The 16889-nt window shown below is 60.8% G+C and carries 19 protein-coding genes; 9 read left to right on the forward strand and 10 right to left on the reverse strand.

Going from position 1 to position 16889, the window contains the following annotated elements; translation table 11 throughout:
* Positions 1 to 23: 23 nt before the first annotated feature.
* Together H6F58_RS01740 and H6F58_RS01745 are read right to left on the reverse strand one after the other, a co-directional pair.
* Positions 24 to 1409 carry a helix-turn-helix domain-containing protein gene (locus H6F58_RS01740; RefSeq protein ID WP_195180960.1) on the reverse strand — a complete coding sequence of 462 codons (1386 nt, stop codon included), beginning with the start codon at positions 1407 to 1409 and terminating at the stop codon, positions 24 to 26.
* A 35-nt stretch (positions 1410 to 1444) separates the two neighbouring features.
* Positions 1445 to 2104, reverse strand: coding sequence for a GntR family transcriptional regulator (locus H6F58_RS01745; protein WP_146276596.1), 660 nt, complete (start codon positions 2102 to 2104; stop codon positions 1445 to 1447).
* Positions 2105 to 2244: 140 nt separating this feature from the next.
* On the opposite strand from H6F58_RS01745, the gene H6F58_RS01750 reads away from it, so the two are divergent.
* From H6F58_RS01750 to rraA, 6 genes are all read left to right on the forward strand, one after another.
* Positions 2245 to 3468 (forward strand): alpha-hydroxy acid oxidase, encoded by a 1224-nt coding sequence (locus H6F58_RS01750; RefSeq protein WP_146276594.1) that lies wholly within the window; start codon positions 2245 to 2247, stop codon positions 3466 to 3468.
* Positions 3469 to 3649: 181 nt separating this feature from the next.
* The gene (locus H6F58_RS01755) at positions 3650 to 3850 is read left to right on the forward strand and encodes a hypothetical protein (RefSeq protein WP_146276592.1); all 201 of its coding nucleotides are present in this window, start codon (positions 3650 to 3652) and stop codon (positions 3848 to 3850) included.
* Positions 3851 to 4072: 222 nt separating this feature from the next.
* A complete protein-coding gene (locus H6F58_RS01760) occupies positions 4073 to 4666 on the forward strand; it encodes a DUF308 domain-containing protein (protein ID WP_194943695.1) in 594 nt (197 codons plus the stop codon).
* Positions 4667 to 4704: 38 nt separating this feature from the next.
* Positions 4705 to 4998 (forward strand): hypothetical protein, encoded by a 294-nt coding sequence (locus tag H6F58_RS01765; RefSeq protein ID WP_236995204.1) that lies wholly within the window; start codon positions 4705 to 4707, stop codon positions 4996 to 4998.
* Positions 4999 to 5175: 177 nt separating this feature from the next.
* Positions 5176 to 6570, forward strand: a complete 1395-nt coding sequence (locus tag H6F58_RS01770) for an amino acid permease (protein WP_244652257.1) — start codon at positions 5176 to 5178, stop codon at positions 6568 to 6570.
* 832 nt (positions 6571 to 7402) lie between these two features.
* The gene (gene rraA / locus H6F58_RS01780; RefSeq protein ID WP_146276584.1) at positions 7403 to 7879 is read left to right on the forward strand and encodes a ribonuclease E activity regulator RraA; all 477 of its coding nucleotides are present in this window, start codon (positions 7403 to 7405) and stop codon (positions 7877 to 7879) included.
* A gap of 12 nt (positions 7880 to 7891) precedes the next feature.
* On the opposite strand, the gene H6F58_RS01785 is transcribed toward rraA, so the two are convergent.
* Together H6F58_RS01785 and H6F58_RS01790 are read right to left on the reverse strand one after the other, a co-directional pair.
* Positions 7892 to 8203, reverse strand: a complete 312-nt coding sequence (locus H6F58_RS01785; protein ID WP_146276582.1) for a hypothetical protein — start codon at positions 8201 to 8203, stop codon at positions 7892 to 7894.
* Positions 8204 to 8317: 114 nt separating this feature from the next.
* On the reverse strand, positions 8318 to 8866 hold the full coding sequence (locus tag H6F58_RS01790) for a CGNR zinc finger domain-containing protein (protein WP_146276580.1): 549 nt from the start codon (positions 8864 to 8866) through the stop codon (positions 8318 to 8320).
* Between the two features lie 121 nt (positions 8867 to 8987).
* On the opposite strand from H6F58_RS01790, the gene H6F58_RS01795 reads away from it, so the two are divergent.
* Entirely contained in the window at positions 8988 to 9965 is a 978-nt protein-coding gene (locus H6F58_RS01795; protein WP_195180961.1) for an EamA family transporter, read from the forward strand.
* Positions 9966 to 10105: 140 nt separating this feature from the next.
* Positions 10106 to 11635 carry a GMC family oxidoreductase gene (locus tag H6F58_RS01800; RefSeq protein WP_195180962.1) on the forward strand — a complete coding sequence of 510 codons (1530 nt, stop codon included), beginning with the start codon at positions 10106 to 10108 and terminating at the stop codon, positions 11633 to 11635.
* A 335-nt stretch (positions 11636 to 11970) separates the two neighbouring features.
* On the opposite strand, the gene H6F58_RS17905 is transcribed toward H6F58_RS01800, so the two are convergent.
* The 3 genes from H6F58_RS17905 to H6F58_RS01810 are packed head-to-tail and all read right to left on the reverse strand — an operon-like array spanning position 11971 to position 12756.
* Complete coding sequence (locus H6F58_RS17905) at positions 11971 to 12114, reverse strand: hypothetical protein (protein WP_206693387.1); 144 nt, start codon at positions 12112 to 12114, stop codon at positions 11971 to 11973.
* Positions 12107 to 12466 (reverse strand): 4a-hydroxytetrahydrobiopterin dehydratase, encoded by a 360-nt coding sequence (locus H6F58_RS01805; protein WP_195180963.1) that lies wholly within the window; start codon positions 12464 to 12466, stop codon positions 12107 to 12109. The genes H6F58_RS17905 and H6F58_RS01805 overlap by 8 nt, the downstream gene beginning before the upstream one ends.
* Positions 12467 to 12492: 26 nt before the next feature.
* A complete protein-coding gene (locus H6F58_RS01810; RefSeq protein WP_195180964.1) occupies positions 12493 to 12756 on the reverse strand; it encodes a hypothetical protein in 264 nt (87 codons plus the stop codon).
* A 432-nt stretch (positions 12757 to 13188) separates the two neighbouring features.
* Here H6F58_RS01810 and H6F58_RS17910 point away from each other — a divergent pair, with 432 nt between their 5' ends.
* Positions 13189 to 13458 carry a hypothetical protein gene (locus tag H6F58_RS17910; RefSeq protein WP_206693388.1) on the forward strand — a complete coding sequence of 90 codons (270 nt, stop codon included), beginning with the start codon at positions 13189 to 13191 and terminating at the stop codon, positions 13456 to 13458.
* A 380-nt stretch (positions 13459 to 13838) separates the two neighbouring features.
* Here the strand turns inward: H6F58_RS17910 and H6F58_RS01815 are convergent, their stop codons facing one another.
* The 3 genes from H6F58_RS01815 to H6F58_RS01825 are packed head-to-tail and all read right to left on the reverse strand — an operon-like array spanning position 13839 to position 16851.
* On the reverse strand, positions 13839 to 16088 hold the full coding sequence (locus tag H6F58_RS01815) for a heavy metal translocating P-type ATPase (RefSeq protein ID WP_195180965.1): 2250 nt from the start codon (positions 16086 to 16088) through the stop codon (positions 13839 to 13841).
* A gap of 55 nt (positions 16089 to 16143) precedes the next feature.
* A complete protein-coding gene (locus H6F58_RS18070) occupies positions 16144 to 16464 on the reverse strand; it encodes a heavy-metal-associated domain-containing protein (RefSeq protein ID WP_146276568.1) in 321 nt (106 codons plus the stop codon).
* Between the two features lie 57 nt (positions 16465 to 16521).
* The gene (locus H6F58_RS01825) at positions 16522 to 16851 is read right to left on the reverse strand and encodes a metal-sensitive transcriptional regulator (RefSeq protein ID WP_060702801.1); all 330 of its coding nucleotides are present in this window, start codon (positions 16849 to 16851) and stop codon (positions 16522 to 16524) included.
* Positions 16852 to 16889: the final 38 nt, after the last annotated feature.

Here is a 16889-nt window from a genome sequence, read left to right on the forward strand (position 1 = left end):
TCGGATGCAAAAGAAATTTGTCGTTAATAGATATTTCTTTGTCCGGAAACTGTGGAATGGTGCACGGAACCGGGACGACGACCCCGTGCGGCGAGAAAGGCGCGCGAGAAATTCGGGACATGCCCGTAGCCCACCCAGCGGGCCACGGAACTTATCGAAAAACCGGCCGCGAGCATGCCCTCGGCACGCTGCATGCGATAGGCCATCCACCAAGCTGCCAGCGATTGGCCGGTTGCCTCGCGCCATTGGCGTTGCAGGCTCCGCGGGCTTAGTCCGTGTTCCGCGGCCAGCTCGGCGATATTGGCGGCTCCAGCGGTATCCAGAAGCAGGCGCCGGGCAATGCCCGCCAGGCTGGGGTCCTCTGGCCAGCGCAGCCCGGGGTAATGGGTGCCTCGCTCCAACAAAGTGAAAACTTCGCGCCGATCAAAGTGCGGCGGCCGCAGCGCGGTGATGTGGGCGATGGCTTGGCGCATCAGCTGCGGCTCGAGTTCTGGAGGAATGCGCAGCGGAAGGCGCAGATGCGTGCGTTGCCCGCTGCCTGCCAATGGCATGCTCAACGGAAAGAAGAGCGCTCCGGAATCAATGGACAGGCGGACCGAATAACCGTCGGGAATCACCAATAGCTCGCCGGCCTCCAGGCGCTGGGTGTGGATCTGCTGCTCGTCCGCGCCGGGGGCGGACAGGCTCACGGAACCGCGTCCCTGGTAGGCCCACAGCGCATACCGATGCTGCGGAAAACTCATCCAGCGAGTAGCCATGGCCGGCACCGGCTGCCATGGTCGGTCTTGATCCGGGGTGGTGTCCACAGCGAGGCAGCGTTGCCGGAAATCGTCAAAGCCCATGGCATATTCGGCGGAAATCTGCCGGCGCAAAGTACGTTCGGAAACCGCCAGCCGGGCGGACACATCGCCAAGGGTGCGCACAGTTGCCGGTTCATGGCGCAAGAGCCTGCGCGCACGTTCCAACGCCGGGTGGCGCGCCGGTGGCAGAGGCGATGCTGGAGAGCGGTGCTCTTTAACAACAAAGTGGGCCAGGTGCTCCGCAACACGCGCCGTCGGCATCTGGCCCCGATGCAACGGCGAGAGCGTGAGCAGCATGAGGTAGAACATCCAGCCAGTTTGTCCCGACGGAACTTCGATTCGCAGCAGCCGGCCGGTCGCCGGCCCGCTATGGCGCGCCGGGATGAGGATCGCCAAGGCCAGGCTATCGGCAGCGTGTTCAACCATATGAGCCGTGCGCTGAGGAATCCATAGCGCCTGGCCCGGCCGCAGCGAGATGACTTCATCTTCAAAATGCACGCGCGCGGTGCCCTGGTGAACCCAGACGACGATGGTGTAGTTCAGATTGCATTTCCAGGAGACCAGTACATCGGCGCTGACCGCGGGATAGGCCGATGCCTGGTGCTGCATGGGTGTGCTCCTGGTTTCTGGTGGCAGAACTGCTGTCAGCTTATCGGTGACTGCCGAACCGAGTATTCGCCCAGCATGGCCCGGCGGATGGAATCAAGGTGTTCGGCCATCGCCTGATGGGCTGCGCCGGCATCGGAATTCTGGATAGCGGCCAGAATACGCTGGTGTTCGGCGAGTTCCCCGGATTGCGACATGTAGGGTTGCATGGAAGGCAGGACATAATGGGCGCGCGCGGTTTGCGCTAGGCAGTTCTCCAAGCTGGCGGTGATCCGGGAGTTGCGCGAGGCCGCGCACAGTTCGCTGTGGAACTGGCGGGCCGCGTGCATGGAAGCAATGGGATCGCTGACTGCCAGCTCTTCCTGGTCTTTCAGGTGGGCGCTGAGGCTGGTTGCCAGTTGCGCCGAGTGCAGTGCGGCAACTTCGGATGCCACGTGTGGTTCAAGGAGCCGCCGCAATTCCAGGACTTCGTAAATATCGTTCAGCGAAATGGCGCGCACGAGGTAGCCCTTTTTAGGCAGGACCTCGAGCAGCCCCTCGCTGGCGAGCTGCCGCAAGGATTCACGGACGGGAGTTTTGGAAACTTCAAACTCTTGCGCCAAAGCCGGTTCAATCACCACCGTCCCGGGTGCGAGTTCGCCGCGGTTGATGCGTTCACGCAAGATGCCGGTGAGTCGGTCGGAGAGCGAGCTGGCCATGATTCTCCGAATCTTCCGGGCGTAACTTTGCGACCTGCGCTAGGTGCTGATCTGATAAACAGTTTAGTCTGGCATGAAATATATTTCAGGAATCTTACGCGGTGGCGTCATCGAAAGCCAGCAAGCAGCGAGGGCAATAAATGGGAAATCTCAAACGACAACTACCGGATCTGTCCGAGCTGGTGAGCTTGATGAAGTTCAAGGCCCCATCCCTTGACCGGCGCACGGCGCGGCTGGCGGCTGCCGCCGACGTGTGGGACCTGCGGGCCATTGCCAAGCGACGAACTCCCACCGCGGCTTTCGACTACGTGGACGGAGCCGCTGGCCGGGAGATCACAGCCCGGCGCGCACGCCAGGTCTTCGACTCGGTGGAACTCCTGCCACGGATTCTGCATGGCACCGCGCATTCGGATCTATCCACCACCATTGCCGGTGCAGCATCCAAGCTGCCCTTTGGCATTGCCCCCACCGGCTTCACCCGCTTCATGCACTCCGAGGGCGAAATTGGCGGGTCGCGCGCAGCGCAACAGGCGGGCATCCCGTTCAGCCTGTCCACCATGGGCACGCGCTCCATCGAGGAAGTAGCGGCCGCTGCACCCGAAGGGCGCCATTGGTTCCAGCTGTACCTGTGGAAGGACCGCGAGAAGTCCGCGGCTCTGGTGGAACGTGCCGCAGCGGCAGGTTTTGATACCTTGCTGGTCACTGTTGATACTCCGGTTGCCGGCCAGCGCCACCGCGATACGCGCAACGGCATGAAGATCCCGCCGGAGCTGACCTTCAAGACCATCATTGATGCCTCCTATCGTCCGGAGTGGTGGTTCAATTTCCTGACCACCGATTCGCTGAAGTTCGCTTCGCTCTCCGGCACCTCGGCCGATTTGCCAACCATCATCAACTCCATGTTCGACTCCTCGTTGGACTTTGACGACCTGAAATGGATCCGCGAATTGTGGAAGGGCAAGCTCTTCGTCAAGGGGGTGCTTACTACCGAAGACGCCGCCAAAGCCAAGGCGGCCGGCGCTGACGGACTCGTTGTATCCAATCACGGCGGACGCCAGCTGGACCGCGCCCCGATTGCCTTTGAAGCGCTGAGCGAGGTTCGCGCCGAAGTCGGCCAAGACATGGAAATCATCCTGGACTCGGGCATCATGTCCGGTGCGGACATCGTCGCCTCGCTATGCGCCGGGGCCGACTTCGTGCTCATTGGCCGCGCCTATCTCTATGGACTGATGGCCGGTGGCGAGCAGGGAGTCAGCCGTGCCATTGAACTCTTGGCCAGGGAAGTGGAAGTTGCCATGCAGCTGATGGGGGCGGCCTCGATCAAGGACCTGGATGAGTCGTTGATCCGCCGGCGCATGAGCTAAGTCCCTGCATTCCACCTGCATGGCCGGGAGCTTACTTCCCTTGCAGATTCGAGAATTGCAGGTGCGGTTGGGTGCTGCGGGCGCGGTTCAGATGAAGCACTTAGCCGGAAGGCTAACGGGAACGTAGAGTATTTACTCGACAACCATGTAGGGGAAAGGCACCGAAATGTGGAGCACATCCATGTCATGGAAAATAGCTTTGATGCTCGCCTTGCTTACGGGAGCTGTGGGCGTATGGAATCTCTTTACCGACGATATCCTCGTGGGTGTCTTCTTTTTGCTGGCTGCCACGGCTTACCTGGTCACCGCATTGCTACGTGTGAAAAAGAAGCAGGTGCCTTCCGACCAAGCTTCAGGGAATGCTGGCGATCAACCCCTCTGATTGGCTGCTAGGTGCCCCAACCAATTCTTGTCCGCTTATGAACTGAAATCACCATGGCCGTGCCTGTAGCGAAGCGGAACAACGAAACCAGCCCCAGAGCTCTTGCACGCTGAAGTCCCAAGCTAGGAATTTTCATTGGAAAGCTGAAGCGGAAAAGCGCAGATCCCCGCTTCCGTCATCGTTGAACTGGCGGTTAGTTCTATGCGCGGTAGAATAGAAATTGTGCCTGCACCAAAAACCACCCCAACCCAAGCCCAAGATGTTTTCCGCCCGGTCTTCCTGCGCGGACTCACTGCGGTGGCCTACGCGCTGCTCTCGATCTTCTGGATCGGGGCGGACCAGAAGGCCCTGGCCTATTCAACGGCAGGGTTCCTCGTAGTCACCGGCGTATTCATGTGGCAGTACGTGGTGGTTGGCAGTGCCCCGGAAAAGTCCCGCGGCGCCTATGCCGCAGGCGCCGGACTGATGCTGCTGGCCGGCATCGCCACCATCTTCGCCACCTCCGTGGCATGGATCGGATACATCGCGGCCTTCGCCTTCCTGGCCTCCGGTATTGCTGAACTCTACGTTTTCGCCAAGCTCCGCCACGCCTTCCCGCCGTTCAGGAACCAGCTGGTCACCGGTGCGGTGGGCGTGATTTTGGCCATGGCGCTGTGCTTCAGCGGCGGCATGGATGCCCACGCGCTCTTCGGCCTGATTGGCGGCGGCACCATTGTCCTTGCAGTCTTCGAGCTGATTGCCGGATTCGGCCATCGCCACGAGATGAAGGCTGAAGCGCCCCACGCGGCCGATATGCCGGAGCAAGAAAACAACTAGTCTTGAAGTCTGCAGGAAAAGTAGAAACGGAGTTTCTGGTGGGAAACAACAAGAAGAAGCAGCCGTGGAGCCAGTCGATCAAGGGCCCACTGAGCTTCTCGCTGGCCATGGCGATCGTCGCGGGAGTCGTCGGCCTGGTCAGCTCCACCGGCGGATCGCAGAATCCGCTGCGTTTCGACATCGGCTTGGCCTGTTTCGGCATTGCCTTCATCGCCTGCCTCCTGGTCATCTCGGTGATGACCATGGCAGGCAAGGAGAATGATCCAGACCTGGGCAAGGGGACCGGAGTGAACCGATCCTCAGCCAACCCGGACAAGAAGTTTGAAGACTGATTATAAAGCTTAGCCAAAGATCACGCGCTGGGACTGTCCTTTACCGATAGTCCCGGCGCGTTCCCGTTTGCGACAAATACGTATCAAGGATTTCCCGTGAGTAGCACCAGTACCACCCCGCCGGCCAGACACACCCCTTTGGGCAAGCAGCTGCTGCGGCGCAAGTCCATCAATGCGATGTCCAATGACGCCGCCAGCAACGCCGGGCTCGGCACGCTGAAGCGATCGCTGGGTGTCATGCAGCTGGTGATGATCTCGGTGGGCGCCACCCTGGGCACCGGCATCCTGGTCATCCTGGGATCTGCCGTGCCGGTGGCCGGGCCAGCCATCTGGATCGCCTTTGTGCTGGCGGGCATCACCGCACTGCTCTCCGCGGTGTCCTACGCCGAGATGGCAGGCATGGTTCCGGTCTCCGGTTCCAGCTATTCCTATTCCTACGCCACCCTGGGCGAGGGAGTCGCCTGGATTTGCGGCTGGTGCCTGGTCTTGGAGTACGCGGTCTCCGCGGCCGCAGTAGCTGTCGGAGCCGGGGCCTACGTGAACCAGACCCTGCAGATTTTCGGCTTGTCATTGCCCGAGAGCTTGGCCGGCGGGCCGGGCGAAGGCGGAGTGATCAACCTTTCGGCGTTGATCGTCGTGGTGCTGGCCACCGTTCTGCTGGTGCGCGGAGCCCGTGAATCCGCGATGGCCAATACCATCATGGTGCTGGTGAAAATCGCGATTCTGATCTTCTTCGTGATCGTCGCCTTCACGGCTTTTAACGCCGGGAACTTCGCCCCGCTGCTGCCCATGGGCGCAGCCGGTGTCACCGGTGCCGCCTCGATGGTCTTCTTCTCCTACATCGGTTTTGATGCGGCCTCCACCGCGGGCGAGGAAGCGAAGAACCCGCAGAAGGACCTGCCCCGTGCCATCATGATCGCGATGGTTTTGGTGACCGCCATCTACGTGCTGGTCGCCGTTGCCGCGATTGGCGCCCGCGAGTGGAACTGGTTCGCCGATTCCGAGGCTGCCCTGGTGCAGATCGTCTCTGAGATCACCGGGCAGCGCTGGCTGGTGGTGGCTTTCGCGCTGGCTTCGGTGATTGCCATTGTTTCGGTGGTGCTCACCACCTTGTATGGCCAGACCCGCATTTTGCTCTCCATGGGACGTGACGGCCTGGTTCCGCGCTTCTTCGCCAAGGTCTCGCCCAAGACGCATACCCCGGTGATCGGCACCTGCGTCACCGGCCTGCTGGTCGCCATTGCCGCCTCGCTGATTCCGCTGGGGCAGCTGGCCGAAGCCACCAGCATCGGCACGCTGTTCGCTTTTGCGCTGGTCGGTGTTTCGGTCATGTACCTGCGCAAGACCCAGCCGGATACTCCGCGCACCTTCCGCGTGCCGCTGTACCCGGCCACTCCCATCCTTGGCATTGCCGCTTGCCTGTTCTTGATGTTCAACCTTGCCGGGATCACCTGGGTGGTCTTCGGGCTGTGGATGATTGTCGGCGCCGGCATCTACCTTGGCTACGGGCGCCGCCATTCACGCTTGGGTTCCCTGGATGCCGCGGCGTACCAGCGGGAGCTTGAGCGCTAAAGCCCAGGTGTTTTTTCCTTGTGAACTGAATTGATATTGATTACCGAATTCTAAATTGTCCGTAGCGATTTACTTGCTCGCGGCTGGTTGCGGTCTATCGTGATACCTATCGCTTCAGTTGCTTGGCCAGACGGCTCGGCCACGGCGACTCGAGTGTTGATTATTGTCCAGCTTTCTGTACTTTAAGTGCAACGTTCGTTTAATGTACAAAAATCTGAACTTTAATGAATTTCGCACGATAATGTTTAGATTTCAGTACATTAAATGAGGTGAGTCTTGAGCAACAACCTTCAATCGCTCAGCCGTACGATTCGGCAACGTCGCGTTGAACTCGGTCTGAGCCAGGACGACCTAGCACAAGCCCTAGGCGTGTCCAGGACAACTATCAGCCAAATTGAAAACGGCAGACCAGGAACAGTCGCCTCGCTCCTGAATGTTTTGGATAGCCTCGGACTCGATTTGCTCGTAGCGCCACGGCATTCCAATGATGCCCTGGCTCTGCGAAACAAAATGACCCGCACTTATGAGAACACTAATCAGCATGTGCGGGTCAAAAGGAGCCTGGATGAGTGAAGGCGAACTCTGGCTATGGCATGGAGGCCAGCAAGTAGCCGTACTTACATCTGACGGGCTCGGAGGAGCTGCCCTTAGGTATACTCCTGAAGCCAGGTCTTGGGGCTCATTCTATTCGGTAAGGTTGCCCGTGCATGAGGAGTCTTACCCGTGGATCCAATGCAGGTAAATCTTCCAAGTTACGCATCGTTCACCGGCGACTGGTCGCTCGCGGATATGCTGAGTGGTGGAAGACCATCGCAGACCTCCAAGGAGCATCATGCAGCAGGATCCCATCAGCACCGCAGACCTGTACGACCAGCACGGTGAAGCGCTGCAGTCCGTCTCGGCGCAATTCCAGGACTTCGGCGGACGGCTGTCCTTCCACGGACCAGCCCGCACCGTGAAATGCCACGAAGACAACGGGCTGATCAAGGAGATCCTGAGCTTCCCGGGCAACGGCGCAGTGCTTGTTGTCGATGGCGGCGGCTCGCTGCGCTATGCGCTGATGGGCGACATGATTGCCGCCAGCGCCGAAGTGAACGGCTGGGCTGGCGTGATCATCTACGGTGCCGTGCGCGACCGCGCGGCGTTGGCGGAATTGGAACTGGGCATCAAGGCCCTGGGCAGCAATCCGCGCAAAACCGTCAAGCGCTCGCATGGCGCGGTTGATGAAGTGCTGAGCATCGGCGATGTGCAGGTGCGCCCCGGCGCGATGGTCTACGCGGACATCGACGGCATTCTCGTCGAGCACTAGTCCGGTGTGCGGCTACCGTTCCCGGTCAGCCGCCTGTTCCCACTCGGCACGGAATTCTTCGGTGCTCAGATTTTCCAGGTCTTCGCGGATCTGCACGATCAGGCGCTCTGCCTCTTCCAGGCTGGAGGTGGTGATGCGCAGCATTACCGAATCATCTTCACGGGAATGGACCACGACCTGCGGCTCGTTGGCTTCGAACTCGCCATCACCCAAGGTCGCCGAAGCCAGTGCGACAACCCAGCGTCCTGCCGCCACAATCGGGTTGCTGTGAGCAGCTTCCAGCCGTGCCTCGTAGTCGTCTGAAGCGTGTGTTTCCTGAGTCATGACCTGCCCTTTCAACTGCTGCACCACCGATGTACCGGTGGTGTGTTCATCATAGGGTGCTGATCGGGTTAAATGCGAGAACGCGCCGTGGCCTTCGCCAGCAGTTCGCCTCCGCTAGGAAGACTTGCCGGCCTTTCGCGCCCGGTAGGCACGTACGTGCTCGCGGTTGGCGCAGTTCCCGGTATCGCAATAGATCTTTGACCGGTTGCGGGACAGGTCCAGCAGGGCATTGCGGCAGTCGGCAGAAGCGCAGATCCGCAGCCGCTCGATGCCGCCGGCGCGAATGACCTCGGCCAGCGACATGGCGGCGTCCACTGCCAACCTGTCGTACAAGGGCGTGCTGGTCGTCGTCGCGTGCAGGTGGTAGCCGAGTTTCTCGCTCTTGATCAATTGCGGCTGGGCATTGGCGTTGCGCAGGATCTGGTTGACCTTGAAAACGGCCTCTTCTTCGCTGCCGGTCCAGACGCCCTTGAGCTGGGAGCGCAGCTGGCGGATGGAACGTAGCTCCGCCTGGTTGTGCGCGCGGGACCCCTCGAAGTTTTCGGCGTCGAGGAATTCGTCCAGATCAGCGACGGTGGAGAGCATGTCGATGATCTGCACCTCGGTATTCAAGAGGTTCACGACGGTCTTCAGCGAAGCGACGATATCTGGGGCAAAGGTCATAATTCGTTCCTGGGCGAGGGGTGGATTGACTGCCTCTCAAGCCTAACCGTATCGTCATGCCCATATGCATTGTTGCCCCTTATGCGGGGCTTGGAATTCTTCGTGAAAGACATCGACACCCATGAGCGAAACCACCGGCTCGCAGCTGCCTGCAGGCACCCGGGAACCATCAGCGCACGGCGGCAGCCAAGCCAGGGGAATCTGGATTGCCCTGGCCTCCTCGGCGGCCTTTGGAATTTCCGGTTCCTTTGCCAGAGGCCTGTTCGAAGCAGGCTGGAGCCCCACCGCAGCGGTAGCCGCACGCATGGCCGGGGCAGCGATAGTGCTGGCCATCCCGGCTGTTCTTGCGATGCGTGGACGATGGGTGCTGGTGCGCACCAATTGGCTGTCGATCCTGCTCTTTGGCCTCTTTGGCGTGGGAGCCTGCCAGCTGTGCTATTTCTTGGCCGTGCAGCGGCTGGATGTGGGCGTGGCTCTGCTGCTTGAGTATCTGGCGCCGGTGCTCATCGTCCTGGTGCTGTGGGTGAGGCATCAGAAGCGGCCCTCGGCAGCCACCATAGCCGGCACGCTGTTGTCCTTGCTGGGCTTGATCGCGGTGCTGGATTTGACCGGAGCATCAACCATCGATCCGATCGGGGTCCTCTGGGGGCTCGGAGCAGCCGTCGGGCTGACCGTCTACTTTTTCATCAGCGCCAAGGTCGACGGGGCGCTGCCGCCGATCATGCTCTCCGCAGGAGGCATGGCCGTAGGCGCCATCACGATGCTGCTGGTGGGCGCCTTGGGAATCCTTCCGATGACCTTTGCTGCGGGCAACGGATCCTTCGCCGGATTCCAGACTCCTTGGTGGGCGGCCCTGGTCGGGCTGATCATGATCGCCACGGTGTTCTCCTACACCACCGGGGTCATGGCGGCACGGGCCTTGGGCTCCAAGGTGGCCAGCTTCATTTCGCTGACCGAGGTATTATTCGCGGTGCTCTGGGCGTGGCTGCTGCTCTCGGAATTGCCGGGACTGGTGCAGCTCTTTGGCGGCCTGCTGATTGTCGCTGGCGTGGTGCTAGTGCGCGTTGACGAATTGCGGGCCCTGCGAAAAGGGCGGTGATCGCTGAGGCGCCCTGTGCGCTCGATGGCAATGGCGCTGCACGCAGAGCCAATTTCCGGCCTGTGGGCCGGGGCACACTGGTTCCATGACTTCGCGGCCCGCAACGGCGTGGGCTGGAGGATTGCAGAAAGCGGGTTTCCATGGGCAAGGTATCTGTCATTGTGGTCGGTGCTGGTTCGGCAGGATCGGTGGTTGCCCGCCGGTTGATCGATGCCGGTGCCGACGTGACCGTGTTCGAGGCCGGGGGAGAAGACACCAATCCCGCCATCCATGATCTTTCGCGGCTCGGGGAGCTGTGGCACAGCCCCGACGATTGGGACTACTACACCACGCCCATGGAAGGCACTGCCGGCAAACGCGTGCACCTGCCGCGCGGCAAGGTCCTTGGAGGCTCACATGCGCTCAATGCTACGATCTGGGTTCGCTGTGCCCAGCAGGATTTTGATGGCTGGGCGGAGCACTGCGGTTCGGAGTGGGCCTGGGAGAACGTGCTTCCGGTGTACCGGGATATCGAAGATTTCTCCGGCGGAGCCAGCGATGTCCATGGAGCCGGCGGGCCCATTCCGGTCGACAATGACTACGAACTGGATGAGATCCACGCGTCTATCATCAAGGCGGCCGAGCAATCCGGCGTCCCCTTCAACCCCGACTACAATTCCGGGGTATTGGACGGGGTCTCCAAGGAGCAGGTCAACATCGTCGACGGGCTGCGCATCAATACCTGGAAGGCCTACCTGAAGCCGGTCCGAGGACAGGCCACGATCATTACCGGTGCCGAGGTGCACTCGGTCATTGTTGAGCAGGGCGCCGTCGTTGGCGTGAATTACCGCCAGGATGGGCAAATGCGCCAGCTGACCGCGGACCATGTTGTGCTCAGTGCCGGTGCCTTGGGGTCCCCGCAAATCCTGCTGCGCTCCGGAATCGGACCCGCCGAAGAGCTGCAGCAGGCCGGGGTGGCACCGGTGCATGCCCTGCAAGGGGTGGGAAAGAACTTGCATGACCATTTGCTGGCGCCGGTCATCGCGAAGACCGCTGCGCGCGATATTCCGGCGCCGCGCCAGGGCGTATCGGTATCCCAGTCGCACCTGTTTGCGAAATCCCGTGATGATCTCGACGTGCCGGACACCCAGCCGATCTTCTTTGCTGTTCCGATGTATTCGCCGGGGATGGAGCCTGTCGAGGGCACCGCGTTCACTCTTCATTCCGGGATCGTGACCCCTTATAGCCGCGGCGAGCTCACACTGAGCGGACCGGACCTGGATGATCCGGTGAATATCGATCTCAACGCACTGGCTGACCCTCGCGACATCCAGGCCTTCCTGTTCTCCATCAAGCAGTGCCGGAGCATAGCCCAGCAAGAAGCACTCGCGGAATCCTGGGGAGCACAGGAGGTCTATCCAGGGCCAGAAGTCCAGGATGACGAGCAGCTCGAAGTCTACATCCGCAACAACGCGGTGACCTACCACCATCAGGTCGGAACCTGCGCGATGGGCGTGGACGAACGGGCAGTTGTCGACCCAGAGCTCAAGGTGCATGGCCTAACAGGGCTGCGCGTGATCGATGCATCGATTATGCCGAGAATTACTACGGGAAATACCAATGCGCCATCGATCCTGATCGGTGAAAAGGGCGCCAAATTCATGCTCAAGGATCTCGGGTTGGCGGATTAGCGAGACCTGCATGCCATGGGCTTCAGGGGACCCAGGTGCGTGCAGGCAATCCCTCTGGCCAATAGTGAAGGCATGAAAATTCTGTTTCAAGCCCGAATTCCGTAGCCAGCCGGATGCAGCTAACAGCTGGCCCTCACTGGTTCTTGAAATCATGGAGGTCCAGCTGTTCAGCTTCTTGGCTTGTCGCGGCCCTCGACTTGGAACCGAGGAGCTGGATCGCCCCGTTTCTGGAAATTGCCGGCAAGATCTGCATTGGACTTGCCTGCTGGCGCAACTGGGCCATTCGCGCGGCTTCTGTGGTCGGCGCAGCGCTGTTGATCTTTCACAAGGCCAGTTCAGAACTGGCTTCCAGCCTGCTTATTAACCGTGTGGATATGACGGCGCTGGGTGCTGCGGTTGCGTGCCTGCCGGGCCAGCATCGGGAAGTTGTCCCATCGGCACATGAGCGCCAAGTGGGTCTGGGGAATTGGGTCAGGCAATTGCCTCACGGGATTCGCAATTAATCAAGGCAGCACCATCAAGCCGGTGCGCTTCGGCCGAAATGCGTCGGGCCAGGTTCACTTCATCCCCGGTCATCTCCGTGCTCGGGCCATGGCCCAGGCGCAGGCTGACAACGTCAATGCGCCATTCCACGTGCGGGTGGACACCCACCTTTTCCGCGAGCAGCCCGACGAGTGTGATGAATTCCAGTGCGGTGCTGGTCGATTCGAATCGGTAGGACGCAGTGAATGATTCCTTGCTTCGAATCCAATCCTGGAGAACTGCTAATCGCTGTTCCGGCGCCAGGGGAACCGGTGATTGAGCGCGTGAAATCTGTCGGATATTAGTCATGGCGCATCTCCTTGCAAGGCGGAGGGTTATCCCATGGTGCTGGGCAGAGACCGCCACTTGTCATCGTCGCAGTAATCGAGGTCAACGTACAGGGTGCCCAGTGAATACGCAGGCTGCGGGGCAGTAGAAGGCGATGCTGGATCAGCTGGGGCCGCTGTCGAGCCTGGCGCATTTCGGCCTTGCCGACTGATAAACAGGCCGCTGCCGCTGGCCCTGCCATTGGTGGTGAGCCGGAAGTGGCCATTGGCTAGTCCGCAGTCCAGTGTGGGATCAGAACAGGCGGTACTCATGCTGGTTGCCTTCCAGGAGCATGGCGTGACGCCTAGCAACTTACTTTGCTGAGAACGCCAGGCTCGCCTGTGCTCCGGGAAGACAACTCCAGCCCGCTGCGCTGAGAGCAACTGCTGCCTTTGCCATTGGAAAGATCCCTCGAATCCTACGCGCTGAAAGCGGCACTGTTCGTGGTATCTCTCCATCTGCATTGGTACCTGGGAGTTTTCACTTCAACCCGACTACTGGGCGAAGCTTGCTCTCCCCGGTGAGCGCAGTCCTTTCTGCGCTGCTTTCCAGAGTTGCCGTCCCGTGGCGGTATGGCTGCTTGGGAGCTTTCCGGGGAGGAAATGGCTCCTGCGCCGCCCGCCCTCAGAGAGGACGGCTCTGTTGCGCCACGTACCAACGACAGTTGAGGTGATTACCATCACAGTATGCGCAGAATAATGAATGTGATGCAAATCGCATTTCGGAAGGTTTCACTGTTGCTCATCGCGCAGACGCTCATCGCATCGACGAATGGTGGTGCAGTGCCGCCACTCATCTGCCTGGTTGGCACGCAAGCGACCCCCATGAAGGTCCAGTGGACTTCACGGGGGTCGTGGCACGCAGTGCCGCCGGTGCTGCAGGAGAACCAGGGTGGCAATGTGCAAGGTGGTCCCAGCGGCCACGGCGGGAATTGCCGTTGGCGCGAAGTGGCCTTTGCTTTATTGGGGCCGTAATTAGCCGCCCAGGCCTCCGAGCAGGCTGGCGAGCAGTTCAAGAATGGTGTTGATCAGATCCATGATGTCCTCCGTGTTTTGTGATGATGAATGGTGCTGCATCAACTTGCGCTGACGCCATGAAATCTAGCAAGGGATCATGGAAGTTGATCCAATATTCGCGAATATTACGTATTTAACTATATTCACGGCTAACTCTTGCATAGTCAGATTGGTTAATTCACAAATAATCGCGATCTGTCAATCATACTTTTGTAGGATGCTGGGACCTTGGGATGTGCCGGTTTCCAAGTGCAGCTGGGTATCTCCAGGGCCTCCACGTGGATTGCTTGCCGGCCTCCGTCCGCCGTGAGGGGCCCGGGGAGACCCCTCGCGGCGGGCTATTTGCCAAAGCTGCGAAGGCGCAGCGAGTTCGCGACCACGAGCACCGAGCTGGCCGCCATGGCCGCCCCGGCGATCATCGGGTTCAGCAGCCCCAGGGCCGCGATCGGGATGCCAGCGGTGTTGTAGGCGAAAGCCCAGAACAGGTTCATCTTGATCGTGGCCAAGGTCTTGGCCGACAGGTCAATGGCGGCACTGACCTGGTGCAGATCGTTGCCCATCAGGGTAATGTCCGCTGCCTCGATGGCGACATCGGTGCCTGAGCCCATGGCGATCCCAAGATCTGCCTGGGCCAGCGCCGGCGCGTCATTCACTCCGTCGCCCACCATGGCCACGACCTTGCCCTGTTCCTGCAGGGAGGAAATGGCTTTGGCCTTGTCGGCGGGGAAGACCCCGGCAAAAACGTCCTGCGGGTCGATGCCCACCTTTGCCGCCACCTTGGTGGCCACCGAGGTATTATCACCGGTGAGCAGCACTACCCGCAGTCCGCGCTGCTGCAATGCCTTGATGGCCGCCGCGGAGGAGTCCTTGATCTGGTCGGCCACCGAGATGATGGCCTGGAACTGCTGGTCAACTGATACCAATATTGCGGTGGAGCCTGCAGCCTCGGCCTCGTTCAGCAGCGCGTGCGCCGTGGAATCCAGCACCGTGCCCTGTGCTTCCAGCCAGCTGGGCCGGCCGACAACAAGCTGCTTGCCAGCCACGATCCCGGACACTCCGCCACCAGGCTCCGAGCGGAAATCCGTTGCCTTTTCCAGTGGGCCGCGTTCGGCGCCGGCCCGGGCAATGGCCTGGGCAATCGGGTGCTCCGAATGGTGCTCAACGGCTGCTGCCAACGCGAGAATTTCGTCGGCATCGACCCCGGGAACCGGGCTGGTGCCCACATGCGCCATGACGCCGGTGGTGACGGTACCGGTCTTATCCAGGACGATGGTGTCCAGGTTGCGGGTATCCTCCAGGACCTGGGGGCCGCGGATCAAGATGCCCAGCTGCGCCCCGCGGCCGGTGCCAACCAGCAGGCCGATCGGCGTGGCCAGTCCCAACGCGCAAGGGCAGGCGATAACCAGCACGGCAACCGCAGCGCTGAAGGCCTGATAGGGATCGGAGCTAACCAGCCACCAGATCGCAAAGGTGGCTACCGCGATGGCCAAGACAATCGGCACGAAGACTGCCGAAATGCGATCGGCCAATCGGGCAATCGGAGCCTTGCCCGACTGCGCCTCGGAGACCAGCTTGCCCATTTGCGCCAGCGTTGTTTCGGAGCCGACGCGGGTCGCCTTGATGACCAGCCGTCCCGAGGTGTTCAGTGTTGCACCGGTGACTTCGGATCCGTCCATGACTTCCTGGGGGACCGATTCGCCGGTGAGCAGCGAGGTGTCGACGGCGCTGGTGCCTTCGACGACGATGCCGTCGGTGGCGATCTTTTCACCTGGCCGCACCACAAAGTGCTCACCGACCTGCAATTGGGCGGCCGGAATCCTGGTCTCCTGGCCATCACGGAGAACCACCGCGTCCTTGGCGCCCAAATTCAGCAAGGACTTCAATGCATCGGAAGCCGACGACTTGGCGCGGTGTTCCAGATAGCGTCCGAGCAGCAGCAGGGTGGCCACCACGCCAGCTGTCTCGAAGTACAGCGCGTGTTCGCTCATGGCCATGCCGGTGTGCGCCGTCACCTGCGGATCGAGGATCAGCTGGATGGCGGAGAACAGGTAGGCGGCCAGCACGCCAAGGGACACCAAGGTGTCCATGGTGGAGGAGAAATGGCGGGCATTGATTGCCGCGGCCTTGTGGAACGGCCAGGCGCCGTAGAAGACCACCGGCGTGGCCAGGGCAAAAGCCACCCAGCCCCAGTGCGGGAACTGTGCCGCCGGGATCATCGAGATCACAAACAGCGGAATGGTGAAGAGCGCCGAAATGACCAGGCGCAGAAACAGGTGGCTGGGGACCAGATGCTGGTGGCCGGCGTGCTCGTCGTGCCCATGCTCGTCGTGTTCGGGGACCGTCGGCTTTTTGAGTGTCGCCGTGTATCCGGCGGCTTCGACGGTGCTGATCAGTGTTTGATCGCTGATATCGTGCGGGACCTGGACCTTGGCGGTTTCCAGGGGGAGGTTGACCGAGGCGGTGACCCCGGGAAGCTTGCCGAGCTTTCGTTCCACCCGGTTTACGCACGATGCGCAGGTCATGCCTTGGATATCCAGGTCGACGGTGCGCGCTTCGGGCAGCGCATGTTCTGGCGCATGGGAAGTCATTGTTCTACCTTGCACTTTCCTGCCGCCTATGGCGGCCTGGTGCCTGGCTGATGGGCTAGGCGTTGATTGCTTCGACGGTGTAGCCGGCCTCGTCGATCGCTTCGCGGAGGCTGGCTTCGCTGAGCTTGCCGGTCGCGGTGACGGTGGCGGTGGAGATGCCCTGGGCATCGAGAATGACATCGACGTCCTTGACGCCGTCCAGTTCCTTGAGCTCTTCGGTGACCGAAGCGACGCAGTGGCCGCAGGTCATCCCGGAGATCTTGATCTCGGTCTGGGTGGTCAGCTCGGTGGCCTGCTCACGAGTGGTGATCTGCAGCCCCTGGGAGCTGCTGGAGTTGTTTTCGGAGGAGCATCCGCAGTTGCAGTTGTGGCTCATGATCTTGCTCTCTTTCGATGAATTCTGTGTGAATCTGAAATAGGGGGAGGGGTGCGCCTAGCGAACCAGCCGGGAAATCGCGGCCGTGGCCTCGGCGATCTTGTCCTGGACGATGCTGGGGTCGCCGCTTTGAATCGAGGTCTTCGCGGCGTCGACAACACAATGGCCGATGTGATCGTCAATCAGTTGCACGCTGACCTTGTGCAATGCCGCGTTGATGGCGGAGATCTGGGTCAGGATGTCGATGCAGTATTTGTCTTCATCGACCATCTTGGCGACCCCGCGGACCTGGCCTTCGATGCGCTTGAGGCGGCGTTCCAGTGCGGACTTGTCCGCGTGATAACCGTGATGCTGTGCCTGGGCATCCGGGTTCTGGGTGATTTCCATACTTCGATAATACCCCCACGGGGTATTAAGTCAAGTAC

The sequence above is a fragment of the Glutamicibacter sp. FBE19 genome (assembly GCF_015524875.1).
Classification (GTDB): domain Bacteria; phylum Actinomycetota; class Actinomycetes; order Actinomycetales; family Micrococcaceae; genus Glutamicibacter; species Glutamicibacter halophytocola.

Excerpts from the sequence above, each read along its gene's own strand:
- H6F58_RS01745 (WP_146276596.1), bottom strand. The coding sequence starts at position 2,104 with ATGGCCAGCTCGCTCTCCGACCGACTCACCGGCATCTTGCGTGAACGC.
- H6F58_RS01755 (WP_146276592.1), top strand. The coding sequence starts at position 3,650 with ATGTCATGGAAAATAGCTTTGATGCTCGCCTTGCTTACGGGAGCTGTG.
- H6F58_RS18070 (WP_146276568.1), bottom strand. The coding sequence starts at position 16,464 with ATGAGCCACAACTGCAACTGCGGATGCTCCTCCGAAAACAACTCCAGC.
- H6F58_RS01740 (WP_195180960.1), bottom strand. The coding sequence starts at position 1,409 with ATGCAGCACCAGGCATCGGCCTATCCCGCGGTCAGCGCCGATGTACTG.
- rraA (WP_146276584.1), top strand. The coding sequence starts at position 7,403 with ATGCAGCAGGATCCCATCAGCACCGCAGACCTGTACGACCAGCACGGT.
- H6F58_RS01750 (WP_146276594.1), top strand. The coding sequence starts at position 2,245 with ATGGGAAATCTCAAACGACAACTACCGGATCTGTCCGAGCTGGTGAGC.
- H6F58_RS01810 (WP_195180964.1), bottom strand. The coding sequence starts at position 12,756 with ATGAGTACCGCCTGTTCTGATCCCACACTGGACTGCGGACTAGCCAAT.
- H6F58_RS01805 (WP_195180963.1), bottom strand. The coding sequence starts at position 12,466 with ATGACTAATATCCGACAGATTTCACGCGCTCAATCACCGGTTCCCCTG.
- H6F58_RS01795 (WP_195180961.1), top strand. The coding sequence starts at position 8,988 with ATGAGCGAAACCACCGGCTCGCAGCTGCCTGCAGGCACCCGGGAACCA.
- H6F58_RS01800 (WP_195180962.1), top strand. The coding sequence starts at position 10,106 with ATGGGCAAGGTATCTGTCATTGTGGTCGGTGCTGGTTCGGCAGGATCG.
- H6F58_RS01790 (WP_146276580.1), bottom strand. The coding sequence starts at position 8,866 with ATGACCTTTGCCCCAGATATCGTCGCTTCGCTGAAGACCGTCGTGAAC.
- H6F58_RS01815 (WP_195180965.1), bottom strand. The coding sequence starts at position 16,088 with ATGACTTCCCATGCGCCAGAACATGCGCTGCCCGAAGCGCGCACCGTC.
- H6F58_RS01770 (WP_244652257.1), top strand. The coding sequence starts at position 5,176 with ATGTCCAATGACGCCGCCAGCAACGCCGGGCTCGGCACGCTGAAGCGA.
- H6F58_RS01785 (WP_146276582.1), bottom strand. The coding sequence starts at position 8,203 with ATGACTCAGGAAACACACGCTTCAGACGACTACGAGGCACGGCTGGAA.
- H6F58_RS01825 (WP_060702801.1), bottom strand. The coding sequence starts at position 16,851 with ATGGAAATCACCCAGAACCCGGATGCCCAGGCACAGCATCACGGTTAT.